This window comes from Idiomarina sp. ST10R2A5 (assembly GCF_051842325.1).
Taxonomy (GTDB): Bacteria; Pseudomonadota; Gammaproteobacteria; order Enterobacterales; family Alteromonadaceae; genus Idiomarina; species Idiomarina abyssalis.
Genome location: NZ_JBNIEX010000007.1, coordinates 86166 through 98620, shown reverse-complemented (window position 1 = coordinate 98620; position 12455 = coordinate 86166). Strand labels below are relative to the sequence as shown.

Genomic DNA, 12455 nt, shown 5'->3' with positions numbered 1-12455 from the left:
ACTAAACTGTTACTAGTGATATGCAGACGCACCCGCTGAATTTCAATGCCTAGGGACTAAACCAGGATAAGATTTTGTCCTTAAACTTGCTGTAAGGCGGATAGCGCAAGGCAACATCAAACCGAAAACTGCGCTTCATAACGGGCTTTAAATGGCTGAATGTGTCGAACCCAAACTTACCATGGTAGCGACCCATACCGCTGCGACCAACACCGCCAAATGGCAGTTTGTCGTTAAGCATAAACATGAGCGTATCGTTGTAGCACACGTTTCCGGCAGAAACTTTCTCGGTAAATAAAGAGAGTAGCCGTTGAGTGTTGCTAAAGACATAAAGCGCAAGCGGTTTAGGATGGCGATGGATTTTCTCAATCGCATCGGCTGCTGATTTAATGGTAATAACAGGAAGTATTGGGCCAAAAATTTCTTCCTGCATGAGGGCACTGTTTTCTTTAACGCCATCGACTATGGTTGGTGCGATATAACGCTCCGCTTTATCAAAGTCGCCTCCAATAGCGATGTTTTCCTGATCCAGCATTTGCGTGAGACGCTGCCAATGCCCCTGGTGAATAATTCTGCCGTAACAGTCACTGTTCTGTGGGTCATCGCCGTAAAAGTTAACCAGCTCCTGATGCATAGCGCTAATGAGTTGTTCTTTTACACTGTCTTCGACCAGTACGTAGTCAGGTGCAATACAGGTTTGACCGGCATTCAGGAATTTACCCCAGACAATGCGTCGGGCTGCTACCTGAATAGGTGCATCGGCTAAAACTACCGCGGGACTTTTGCCGCCAAGCTCAAGTGTGACGGGTGTTAAATTTTCAGCTGCGGCTGCCATAATTGATTTAGCGGCATGTTCACCACCGGTATAAAAAATGTGGTCAAAAGGCAATGTTGTCAGCTGTTGCGACTCGGTTGCCGCTCCGGTCACAATTTTTATGGCGGAGTTATCCAGGTAGTCGGGGAGCTGTCGGGATAGTAAATCCGCCGTTGCAGATGCATGCTCGGATGGTTTTATTAATGCGCAATTACCCGCAGCGATAGCTGCCACTAAAGGCGCTAAAAGTAGCTGTAAAGGGTAGTTCCAGGCGCCTAAAATTAATACTGTACCTAAAGGCTCAGGGACTAACTGACTTTTAGCGGGCCAGGCGAGTAATGGATTTCCGACTTTACGGGCTTTGCTCCATTTCGGTAAGGCTTTTATTGTGTGTTTAATATCGCTTTGCAAAAACTGCAATTCAGTTAAGCGTGCTTCACTCGGGTGCTTGTTCAGGTCATTCTTTAATGCTTCCAGTAAAGGTTTTTCATTTTCATCCAGGAAGCGTTTCAGTTGTTTTAGTTGATTTAAACGCCATGACAGCGGACGGGTGAGTCCGCTGTCGAAATGGCTTTTCAGCTGTTTAAATGTACTTTCGAATGGGTTCATCCAAGTCCGCCAAGAGTCACTGTTTTTAACTCAAGGTATTCGTCTATACCGTATTTAGAACCTTCACGACCAACACCTGACTCTTTAATTCCGCCAAACGGATTGTAGGCGTGAGAAATTCCACCGGTATTAACACCAACCATGCCATATTCAAGCGCTTCGCTGACGCGGAAGATACGAGCTGTGTCTTTTGCTGCAAAGTAAGAGGCCAGACCAAAAGGTGTGTTATTCGCTTTCTCGATACCTTCTTCTTCGCTTTCAAAGGTATTAATAGCCACCACCGGGCCAAAGATCTCTTCTTCACTGATGTCCATATCGTCAGTGACGCCAGTTAATACCGTCGGAGCGTAGAATAAATCACCGAGCTCGGTCATTACTGAACCGCCGGTTTCTATGGTTGCACCATCAGACTTGGCCGACAATACCAGCCGCTGAACCTTATCAACTGCATCCTGATCGATAAGTGGACCTAAGTCGACGCCTTCTTCAGTTCCCGGCCCCACTTTCAGACCTTTTACCTTGCTGACAACAGCATCTGTAAACTTCTCGGCGACAGATTTTTGTACCAGTATTCTATTGGCCGATACGCAGGTTTGCCCGCCGTTACGGAATTTGCAGGCAATGAGCTGCTCAGCTGCTTGTTCAATATCGGCGTCATCAAAGACGATGAAAGGGGCATTACCTCCAAGCTCTAATGACAGTTTGGTTACGTGCTCTGAACATTGTTGCATTAAAATTTTGCCAACCCCGGTTGAGCCGGTAAATGACAACTTGCGAACCTTAGGAGAGGTAGCCAAACGTTTGCCGACTGTTTTTGCGTCGCTGGTTGGAATGATATTAATGACACCATCGGGAATACCAACCTCACTGGCTAGCTGTGCCAGGGCTAAACTGGATAAAGGCGTTAGCTGGGGCGGCTTAACTACGATAGTGCAGCCTGCTGCCAATGCCGGTGCTATTTTGCGAGTGATCATGGCATTCGGGAAGTTCCACGGAGTAATGGCCGCACAGACACCCACTGGCTCTTTAGTTACCATGACGCGCTTACTGCTGTCAGCATTAGGCAATATATCGCCATCGATGCGTTCAGCTTCGCCGGCAAACCAATCGACAAAGCTGGCGCCGTACTCGACCTCACCAACGGCTTCGGCGACGGGTTTACCTTGCTCAGCACTCATTAATTCGCCCAGTGCTTGCTTGTTTTCCATCATGGCTTCGTACCATTTACGCAGAAGAACTGCACGCTCGCGAGCGGTTTTCTTACGCCAGCTTTTCAAAGCCGTTTCAGCAACATTGATAGCGCGTTGCGTTAAATCCTCGTCGGCGTCAGCAACTTCGGCTAACACGTCGCCGGTTGCCGGGTTGGTAACTGAGAAACGTTTGTCTGTAGGAACCCAGTGACCTTCGATAAAGCAATCTTTCTTAGTCAACGATGACATAGAATGTGCTGACATAGTGCCTCCAAATTTGAAAAAACTCTCTAATAATGTAGGCAATATAAAGAGAAATGGTTCAACTTTTTCGATGATTTTGACAGAAATTGATGTGTTTGGTGAAAAAAAGCTCAAATACATTGCGTTCCTGGTAAAAAAACGTATAATCCGCCGTTCCTCAAGGAACACCGCATAACTGATGAGGCAGCGGTCACCCTTGATTCGTGGGGTTGCAGCGCCTGATTCCAGTCCAGACAGTTTAGAGACTGAATACTGATTCCTGTTGCCGGGCCATAACCCCTTTTTTGTTGTGTTTGCCAATGGGCAAACGGGAATAAAGTGAGACAAATATGTCAAATACCCAAACGGGCGTGTCGTTTAACGACATGGCCTTACCTAGTGCTGTGCTTGAACAATTAAACGCAATGCAGTTTTTAACCCCTACTCCTATTCAGCTGCAGGCTATTCCTGCGTTGCTTGAAGGTCAGGATGTATTGGGTGAAGCCCAGACAGGTACCGGTAAAACTGCCGCTTTTGGTCTACCAGCGTTGGCAAAAATAGACGCATCAGTTAAGCAAACTCAGGTATTAGTAGTAACGCCAACTCGTGAGCTGGCTATTCAGGTTGCTGAAGCGCTTGAAGGCTTTGCTGCAAAAATGCGTGGTGTTGGCGTCGCAACGGTATACGGTGGAGCGCCATTTGGACCGCAGGTCAAAGCTCTGAAGCAGGGAACCGCCATTGTTGTTGGTACCCCGGGTCGTCTTATCGACTTATTAAACAAAAACGTTCTGCAACTGGACGGTTTGAAAGTGGGTGTTCTGGATGAAGCCGATGAAATGCTTAACATGGGTTTCATTGAAGACATCGAAACCATTTTGAAAGCCGTACCGAGTACTGCACAACGTGCATTATTTTCAGCAACTATGCCGAACGCGATTCGCAAACTGGCAAAAACGTTCCTGAAAGATCCACTGAACATTCAGATTGAAGCTATTGCTCGCGAAAAAGCGACCATTAAGCAGAAAGCCTGGAAGGTCCAGGGCATGACTAAAATGACTGCTCTGACCCGGTTGTTAGAAGTGACTCCGTATCAGCGCGCATTGATATTCGTACGTACCCGTCAGGATACAATGGACGTGGCTGAATTATTGCAACGCAACGGCTTTAAAGCGGCGCCATTAAGCGGTGATTTGAACCAGGCTCAGCGTGAGCAGACCGTCAGTCAGTTACGTAGTGGACACATCGAAATTCTGGTAGGAACCGACGTTGTTGCTCGTGGCTTAGATGTTCCTGAAATTACGCACGTTATTAACTATGACTTACCAAGCGATACTGAATCTTATGTTCACCGTATTGGACGTACTGGTCGTGCGGGCCGTACAGGTGAAGCGATTTTGTTCTTCCGTGCAAAAGAGCGTCATTTGTTGCGTCACTATGAACGCTTAACCAATGCACCGGTTGAGTTCTTTGAAGTACCAAACGCTAACGAACTGAGCAAGTATCGTCAGCAACAGTTATTAGAAAAGCTGCAAGCGTCACTGGCACCTGAAACTGCAAGCGCTGATAAGCCTAAACTTGAGAAGCTGTTAGGGCAGTGGCTGGAACAGTCTGAATTGAGTGCTGAAGAAATTGCATTAGCTCTTCTGACTCAACAGAACGAGCAGCGTCCATTGTTCCTGAAAGAGGACCGCCCTGTGCGTGAAATGCGCAGTGAACGTTCAGGTCGCAATGAGCGCAGTGATCGTGGTGATAAACGCAAACCTCGTGCAGAGCGTGCGACAAGCCGTGCCGCCGATGTGGATTTTGAAACTTACAAAATTCAGGTTGGCCGCGAACATGGTGCTCGCCCTGGTGACATCGTTGGTGCTATTGCTAACGAAGCTTCAATGGACAGCAAGTACATTGGTCAAATTCAGTTGTTTGATAATCATTCTTTAGTGCAGCTACCTAAGGGTATGCCAAAAGATATTATGCATGTACTGAAAAAAGCCCGTGTGCGTCAGCAGCCAATGGGTCTTGAGTTAAGCGATGAGCAAGTAAAACGTGCGCCACGCCCACCGCGTGACCGTGATGCTCGCGGCGGACCTAAGCGCAACTCCGGTAAGGGTGCTGCGCGCCGCTTTAATTAATTAGCGTCTTGAAATTCGGCCGGATGATCAACCATGATCATCTGGTCTATATCGTATCCCCATTCATGAGCCTTAGCTAAGGCATAGTCAATATCATCCTGAGCAACATCAGGAGTCCGCGACAATAACCAAAAGTATTCGTGTGAGTCACTGGTTACTATTGCCAACTGATAGTTGTCATCCAGCCAACTGACATAGTACCCACCGTAGAATGGCCAGAAAAACGTCACTTTGTAAGCTGCTTTCATGTTTTCAATGGGTTTAGCCAGACCAATAGCTGTCTGCCACTCTTCGTTTTCAACATGATAACCGCGATTTGTAACCTCTAAGGTACCGTCACCGTTTAGGCGATACTCTGCCGTAACGCTTTGCAGACCTTCTTCAAAGCTGTGTGGCATGCGGACAATTTCGTACCACTTGCCTAAGTAACGTTTTGCCTCGAAGTCTTCGACAACATTGGCTACCGGTGTTGGCTGCGTGTTACAGGCACTCAGCAGAACTGTTAAAAGTAGCGGGATTATCCATTTGTTCATTGTGCTTCCTTTTATAACTCGTTGATATTATCTAAATAAATTTCGGCCTGTTTCAGTAGCGCCTGCTGTTCTTCGTTGGTTTTCTTACCCCATACCTGATACATCATGCGCATTCTGTGATTATCTTTAAACTGTTCTTTGTGACGCTCAATAAAATGCCAGTACAGGCTGTTAAAAGGGCAGGCTTTATCTCCACTTTTTTTCTTTGGATCATAATAGCACTCTTTACAATAGTGCCCCATTTTCTGCATATAGTTAGCACTGGCAATATAAGGCTTTGTGGCAATCAGACCGTTGTCAGCATACTGACTCATACCTCTGGTATTAGGCATCTCTACCCATTCAATAGCATCAATGTAAATACCAAGGTACCAGTCATCCAGAGCATCTGGTGACACACCCGCCAACAAGGCAAAGTTTCCGGTTATCATTAACCGCTGTATATGGTGTGCATACGCATATTCTAAGGATTGCTCAATAGAGTGATGCAGGCAATTCATTTTGGTGTCGCCAGTCCAGTAAAAATGAGGCAAAGGTTTATTATGATCCAGGGCGTTAAGGTTTTTGTAGTCAGGCATATGCGCCCAGTAAATCCCCCGGACGAATTCACGCCAGCCGATAATTTGCCGGCAAAAGCCTTCAATCTGAGCGATTGATATACTTTCTTGATTCTCAGACCAGGTATTAACAGCTGCTTTTACAACTTCTAGTGGATGTAACATTTTCGTGTTTAAAGAGAACGAGAGCCTGGAGTGATACAAACTCCAGTGGGCTTCCTTAAGTGTGTCTGCTGTTGCCATAGTGTCCTGATAACGACCAAAATTGGGCAGCCCAAACTGACAAAAATGTTCAAGTAACTGTTGTGATTGTTGACGGTTTACCGGCCATATTAATTGGTTTGGGGAAGCTTTGCCCATTGTCTGAATATGGCACTTTTGCAGCAAAGTATCGATATCTGAGACATCATTAGAAAATACCAGGGGAGGTTCTACACCTTGATTGGCAGGAATCTTTTTCTGGTTTTCCTCATCGTAATTCCAGCGACCGCCGACCGGGCGACCATTTTCCATCAAAATATCGTATTGCTGGCGCACCTTTCTGTAAAAGGTTTCCATTAAGTAGTTTTTGCTATCGGGAAAATATTCTCTTAATGAATCACGCGCAGTGAGGAAATGCTCAGTATCATACCAGTTTAACTTGATGCTTCTGGCGCCGGCCCAGCTTCTAAGTTGGTGATCGAGCCGATACTCGTCGGGTTGCTGACACTCCAGGATCGCTCTCTTGTTTTGAGCCATAATATATTCAAGGTTTTGTGTCAGACTTTGCTGGTTGTCGCTGTCATCCAGTTTAATATAGTGTAACCGATGTCCAGCCGAGTCTAATGCATTAGCAAAGGCGCGCATTGCGCTAAAAAAAGCCAAAACTTTTTGTCGATGATGAACGACATAGTCAGTCTCCTGTTTGAGCTCCATCATGACATAAAGTACGCCTTGCTCCTTTTGTCGGAACCAGGAATGCCTGACATTGAGTTGGTCGCCGAGTACTAGCCGAACGGTATGAGTGGTCATAGTCACTTAAGTTTAAATGTTCAGTCAGCTAATACGCAGGCTCTGAGGATTCAGATCGGCGTACCTAAATGAGCTAAAATATGGCATGATGCGCGGTAATTTAAGATCCAGGAGTGATTATGAATCAGGTTACAGAGAGCGGAAACTTTTCAGAGCAAAACACAGTTAATGTAATTTGTATTAAATGGGGTAAAAAGTATGGCTCAGATTACGTCAATACTTTGCACTCTATGGTCAGTCGACATCTCAGCCGGCCATTCCGTTTTGTTTGTTTTACAGACGATTTTGAAGGCATTAATGACGACATTGAAGTAAAGGCGATTCCTAAAATCGGCTTTAAAGACTTTGATGAACAGCTTCCCTGGACTAAAGGACACGGTTGGCTAAAGCTGACTTGTTTCGCAAACCCTTTGTATGATCTTGAAGGGCCTACACTGTTTCTGGACCTGGATATTATTATTGTCGGCAGTCTTGATGAATTCTTTGAACCTGAAGGTGACTTTATGGTGATCAAAGAATGGGATAAATCAGACGCTACAGGCAATACCTCGGTATTCCGGTTCAATATTGGGGCACATGAAGACGCCTTAGAGCATTTGAAGAAAGACCCTGATGCAGCTACCGCCGATGTGCGAAATGAACAAGAGTACATTACGCACTTTGTCGACCGTCAGAACAAGCTGAAATACTGGCCGGAAAAGTGGTGTCGTAGCTTCAAACGTCATTGTCTGCGCCCGTTCCCGTTAAGCTTTTTCCAGGAGCCCCGTATACCTGAAGAAGCAAAAGTTATTATCTTTCATGGCAAGCCACACCCGGATGATGCATTAGAAGGCCGAAGCGGTAAGTGGTACCGGAAAGTCCTGCCGACTAAGTGGATTGCCGAGTATTGGCGTTAAAGAATATGAGACTGTGGCTCTATGGAATGCTATTGCGGCTGGTCACTCCAGCCGTTTTTGTCTGGTTGTGGCTGCGTGGCAAGAAGGATGCCCGTTACCGTCAGAACTGGTCAGAAAGGCTTGCATTAGGCGCTGTTGATAAAAAGCTGCAGGGGTGCTTTGTTATCCACAGTGTTTCTGTTGGAGAAACCTTAGCGGCTAAGCGATTAATAGAGCAGCTGTTGCATCAACAGCCCGGACAAAAAGTGCTGATTACTTGTATGACGCCAACCGCCAGGACGCTCATTCAGCAGCATTTTGGCAAGTCTGTCAGCTGTCTTTATTGGCCAGTTGATACTCCGGGTTCAGCGAAGCGCTTCGTGCGTAAGCTGAAACCTAAAGCTGTATGGATAATGGAGACAGAGCTTTGGCCGCAGATGCTGAACCATTTTTCCAAAGCTAATGTACCAGTAAGTTTATTGAATGCCCGGCTTTCGGCGCGCTCCGCCAAGGGTTATCGGCGTTTCCATTGGCTTATGAAGGCTGTATGGAAACAACTGACTCTGGTGTCGGTTCAGAATAAAGAAACTGCGCGTCGAATGAAAGTTTTTGGGGTAGCGCCGAGCCGGCTTTTTGTAGACGGAAACCTTAAATACGATATCCAACTTTCCGGCAAGGATACCGATAAAGCTTACCCGTGGAAGCAGAGTTGCTCTGGAAGGAGTGTCTGGTTGGCGAGTAGCAGTCACCCCGGGGAGCATGAAGTTCTTCTTGAAGCACATAAGCTGGTTCAGGCAGAACAACCTGATGCCTGTCTTATTATTGCGCCAAGGCATCCGGAGCAATTTGAAAAAGTTGCTGAGCTGACCCGGCAGTCGGGACTAAAGTTGGCTCGACGCAGCGAGTTTAATGAGATACCACAGGACTGTGATGTCTTTCTCGCTGACAGTATGGGGGAAATGATGCTGTGGGGGCAGTTAGCTTCTATGAGCTTTGTCGGCGGAAGTATCATTGAGCGTGGAGGGCACAACCCCCTTGAAGTTATTGCTTCTGGCTCCAATGTTATGTCTGGGCGGCATGTATTTAATTTCCCACAGGTTTACGCTGAGCTGTCTAAAGTCGGTGCTGTACGGTGGGTAAAAAATGCCGAAGAAATTAAACAGGCAGTGAGTTTGATGCAGCAGACAGCGGTCATGAAAACGCAACATGAAGCTGCTAAAAGCGTTTTACAAACGCATCAGGGTGCTACGTTAAGAGTCTTAAAGCGAGCACTGGAATATACTCTGACAGGAAGCGGTATGATAAAAACAGAGCAGACTCCCCGAGGGCTCATTCGCTATGACAGCGATATTATGGAAACGATAGAAGATAAGCATTTTTCAGCCCAATATTGGCAGCAACAAAAGGCGATTGCCGGGAATTCGACGGGGCGTGCAACTGTTTGGTTTATCCAACAAGGCGATTTGGGGCTTTTGTTACGACACTATTACCGTGGTGGTTTAGTTGGAAAAATTAATAAAGACCGTTTTTTACGCGAGCCAGCGGAGAAAAGCCGGGCAATACACGAGTTTGATTTGCTCTGTAAACTCCGTGATATTGGCTTGCCGGTTCCTCGCCCTGTGGCGGCGAGAATGGAAAAGACCGGCGTATTTAGTTATAAAGCTGATATTTTAGTTGAAGTGATTCCTGGCGCAGTTGATGTTTATCGGCTATTGCGTGAGAAACAGCTTTCAGCAGAGCTTTGGCAAAAGCTCGGAACTGCTATTAAGCAATTGCACGATACTGGTGTTTATCACTCGGATTTGAATTGTCACAACCTTATGCTGGATGACAACGACAAAGCCTGGATTGTGGACTTTGATAAGTGTGATTTCCGTGAAAGTGGTGAATGGAAGGAAGCGAATATTCAGCGTTTGCTGCGCTCCCTGCGCAAAGAAAAAGAAAAGAACGAGACTTTTTACTGGAAGGAGTCTCGTGACTGGCCTGAGTTATTAACGGGTTATCGCCGTTAAGCTTCAATCCATAAAAAAAGCCCCGGCTCACTTCAATGAGCCGGGGCTTTTTTATGCGTTAAAGCACTGAATTAGTCGCGAACTTGACCGTTACCGGTTACCACGAATTTTTCAGTTGTTAGTGCTTCAAGACCCATTGGTCCATAAGCGTGCAGCTTACTGGTAGAAATACCAATTTCGGCACCTAAACCTAACTGACCGCCGTCTGAGAAGCGAGATGAGACATTCGCCATAGTAACGGCTGAATCTACTTCACGAATGAAACGCTTAGCGGTTTCATCGTTTTCAGTAATAATCACTTCTGTATGACCACTACCAAACTCCTGAATATGCTCGATAGCACCTTCGTAGTTATCAACGGTTTTAACCGCAATTTCCAGAGCAAGGTATTCTTCGCCAAAGGCATCGTCTGCAATCTCATCAGCGCCGTCAAAGTAGCTTACTGAGCGTTTATCGGCGTGGATTGTTACGTTTTTCTCAGCCAGGGCTTTAGCAGCCATAGGTAAGAATTTATCAGCAACATCCTGATGAACCAGTAAGCCTTCAAGCGCGTTACAAACGCCGGTACGCTGGGTTTTACCATTAAGTAAAATAGCCAGGGCTTTATCAAGGTCGGCGTCTTTATCAACGTACAGATGACAAACGCCTTTGTAGTGTTGAATCACCGGGATCTTACTGGTGTCACTAACAAAGTGAATCAGACCTTCGCCGCCACGAGGGATAACCAGGTCAATATAATCTTTCTGTTGCAGTAACTCGGTCATCAGTTCACGATCAGGTGTCGGTACTACCGTGATGACGTCTTTCGGCAAGTTGCTGGCTTCTAAAGCTTCGTGCAATGCTTCAGCAATGGCTTTACTGCTCTCAATTGCTTCACGGCCACAACGTAATATAACGGCGTTGCCAGACTTGAAGCACAGGGCACCGGCATCGGCGGTCACATTTGGACGCGCTTCATAAATCATGCAGATAACACCGAGTGGAATGCGCATTTTTTCAATTTTCATTCCGTTAGGGCGTTCATCCAGCACGTAGCTGTCGCCGACCGGATCTTTTAATGCAATGATTTCCTCAATGGCGGACGCCATGCCTTCAACACGTTCCGGAGTCAATTCCAGGCGATCCATCATGGCATCGCTCAGACCTTTCTCTTTACCGGTGGCCAGGTCTTTCTTATTGACTTCAATAATCTTGTCCTGGCGTGCGCGAATTGCGTCTGCCATTTTCTGTAGCACACGGTTTTTATCTGCTTCAGATAAGGTTGCTACAGCGCGTGCTGCTTTTGCAGCGCGCTGTGAAATTTCTTTTGCTAATTGCTGGCTCATGCGTCCTCCAAAATCATTAGATCGTCACGGTGAATGACTTCTGTAATTGGGCTATAGCCAAATTTTTCAGCTATGTCTTCTGTTTGCTGCCCTTTAATGTGCATAAGTTCATGCGCGCTGTACTGACAAATACCTTTTGCAATGGCGTCAGTATCATTAGCACTACGAACCAGCACGGCGTCACCGCGATCAAAATCGCCTTGTACATCAACAATGCCTGAACTCAATAGCGAGGCACCGTTCTCAATTAATGCTTTTTCAGCACCTTCATCAACCAATATTTCACCTTGAGCAACCAAGGTATGTCTTAACCAATGCTTTTTGTTGCTAATTGGATCAGATTGGCGACGGAATAATGTGCCGGGGATGTCACCTTGTAACAACGATTCAAAGGTTTCACCTTTGCGACCGTTGACTATGTAGGTATCAATACCATGGGAAGTGGCTTTCTCAGCGGCTTCAACTTTGGTCCGCATACCACCAGTACCTACAGAACTCACAGAACCACCGGCAAGTGAGTAAATACTTTCGTCAATTTGTTCAACCACCGGTATTTTCTTGGCATCCGGGTTCAGGTTTGGATCGGAATCGTATAAGCCGTCGATGTCTGAACAAATAAACAGAGCGTCAGCATCAACTAACGTGGCTACCATGGCTGACAAGTTGTCGTTGTCGCCTACTTTCATTTCGTCGGTAGCCAGAGCATCGTTTTCGTTTACCACAGGTAAAATGTTGTGCTCTAACAATCTGTTTAAGGTGTTTTTAATGCTCACGTAGCGAGCGCGGTCGCGTAAGTCACTGTGTGTCATTAACAACTGGGCGCAGGGGGAATCAAAGAAGCGCGACCAGTAGCCCATCATTTCATTCTGACCGACGGCTGACATTGCTTTGCGTACGGCTACAGGAACTTTTTTGTGTTCAAAGTTAATATGCTTGCGTCCGGCAGCGACACTGCCCGATGACACTAAGACAACTTCTTGTCCGCGTTCGCGGCATTCGTTAATAAAACGAGCGATGGGTAAAAGGTATTTGGTACTAACCCCAGTTTCATCTGGCGCGATGAGCGCACTCCCCACTTTCAGTACGGCTCTTCGCCAGGATGGCGCTTTCATAGAGACTCCCTTTTGTTGAATTCGTTAGTAGTCTAACAGATTGGC

At 46.5% G+C, this 12455-nt stretch carries 9 protein-coding genes; 3 read left to right on the top strand and 6 right to left on the bottom strand.

The features are described from left to right. Nucleotides 1-49 precede the first annotated feature (49 nt). Nucleotides 50-1423, bottom strand: a complete 1374-nt coding sequence (locus ACP7FG_RS10060; protein WP_439226281.1) for an aldehyde dehydrogenase family protein — start codon at nt 1421-1423, stop codon at nt 50-52. Beyond that, nucleotides 1420-2862: an NAD-dependent succinate-semialdehyde dehydrogenase gene (locus tag ACP7FG_RS10055; protein WP_439226325.1), complete on the bottom strand. Its 1443-nt coding sequence runs from the start codon at nt 2860-2862 to the stop codon at nt 1420-1422. The genes ACP7FG_RS10060 and ACP7FG_RS10055 overlap by 4 nt, the downstream gene beginning before the upstream one ends. A 344-nt stretch (nt 2863-3206) precedes the next feature. On the opposite strand from ACP7FG_RS10055, the gene ACP7FG_RS10050 reads away from it, so the two are divergent. After that, a complete protein-coding gene (locus tag ACP7FG_RS10050) occupies nt 3207-4985 on the top strand; it encodes a DEAD/DEAH box helicase (RefSeq protein WP_439226280.1) in 1779 nt (592 codons plus the stop codon). Here ACP7FG_RS10050 and ACP7FG_RS10045 read toward each other — a convergent pair. Together ACP7FG_RS10045 and ACP7FG_RS10040 are read right to left on the bottom strand one after the other, a co-directional pair. Then, nucleotides 4982-5518: a lipocalin family protein gene (locus ACP7FG_RS10045; protein ID WP_439226279.1), complete on the bottom strand. Its 537-nt coding sequence runs from the start codon at nt 5516-5518 to the stop codon at nt 4982-4984. The genes ACP7FG_RS10050 and ACP7FG_RS10045 overlap by 4 nt on opposite strands. Nucleotides 5519-5529: 11 nt before the next feature. Continuing rightward, entirely contained in the window at nt 5530-7086 is a 1557-nt protein-coding gene (locus ACP7FG_RS10040; protein ID WP_439226278.1) for a cryptochrome/photolyase family protein, read from the bottom strand. Nucleotides 7087-7205: 119 nt separating this feature from the next. Between ACP7FG_RS10040 and ACP7FG_RS10035 the strand changes: the two genes are divergently transcribed. Then, complete coding sequence (locus ACP7FG_RS10035; RefSeq protein ID WP_439226277.1) at nt 7206-7982, top strand: glycosyltransferase; 777 nt, start codon at nt 7206-7208, stop codon at nt 7980-7982. A 5-nt stretch (nt 7983-7987) separates the two neighbouring features. Next, nucleotides 7988-9973 (top strand): 3-deoxy-D-manno-octulosonic acid kinase, encoded by a 1986-nt coding sequence (locus ACP7FG_RS10030; protein WP_439226276.1) that lies wholly within the window; start codon nt 7988-7990, stop codon nt 9971-9973. Between the two features lie 71 nt (nt 9974-10044). On the opposite strand, the gene ACP7FG_RS10025 is transcribed toward ACP7FG_RS10030, so the two are convergent. Both ACP7FG_RS10025 and proB read right to left on the bottom strand, forming a co-directional pair. Beyond that, nucleotides 10045-11298: a glutamate-5-semialdehyde dehydrogenase gene (locus ACP7FG_RS10025; RefSeq protein ID WP_222235669.1), complete on the bottom strand. Its 1254-nt coding sequence runs from the start codon at nt 11296-11298 to the stop codon at nt 10045-10047. After that, on the bottom strand, nt 11295-12410 hold the full coding sequence (proB, locus tag ACP7FG_RS10020; protein WP_054489237.1) for a glutamate 5-kinase: 1116 nt from the start codon (nt 12408-12410) through the stop codon (nt 11295-11297). The genes ACP7FG_RS10025 and proB overlap by 4 nt, the downstream gene beginning before the upstream one ends. Nucleotides 12411-12455: the final 45 nt, after the last annotated feature.

Bases quoted from the DNA above. Each gene is read 5' to 3' on its own strand.
- ACP7FG_RS10060 (WP_439226281.1), bottom strand. From the start codon at position 1,423: ATGAACCCATTCGAAAGTACATTTAAACAGCTGAAAAGCCATTTCGAC.
- ACP7FG_RS10055 (WP_439226325.1), bottom strand. From the start codon at position 2,862: ATGTCATCGTTGACTAAGAAAGATTGCTTTATCGAAGGTCACTGGGTT.
- ACP7FG_RS10050 (WP_439226280.1), top strand. From the start codon at position 3,207: ATGTCAAATACCCAAACGGGCGTGTCGTTTAACGACATGGCCTTACCT.
- ACP7FG_RS10045 (WP_439226279.1), bottom strand. From the start codon at position 5,518: ATGAACAAATGGATAATCCCGCTACTTTTAACAGTTCTGCTGAGTGCC.
- ACP7FG_RS10040 (WP_439226278.1), bottom strand. From the start codon at position 7,086: ATGACCACTCATACCGTTCGGCTAGTACTCGGCGACCAACTCAATGTC.
- ACP7FG_RS10035 (WP_439226277.1), top strand. From the start codon at position 7,206: ATGAATCAGGTTACAGAGAGCGGAAACTTTTCAGAGCAAAACACAGTT.
- ACP7FG_RS10030 (WP_439226276.1), top strand. From the start codon at position 7,988: ATGAGACTGTGGCTCTATGGAATGCTATTGCGGCTGGTCACTCCAGCC.
- ACP7FG_RS10025 (WP_222235669.1), bottom strand. From the start codon at position 11,298: ATGAGCCAGCAATTAGCAAAAGAAATTTCACAGCGCGCTGCAAAAGCA.
- proB (WP_054489237.1), bottom strand. From the start codon at position 12,410: ATGAAAGCGCCATCCTGGCGAAGAGCCGTACTGAAAGTGGGGAGTGCG.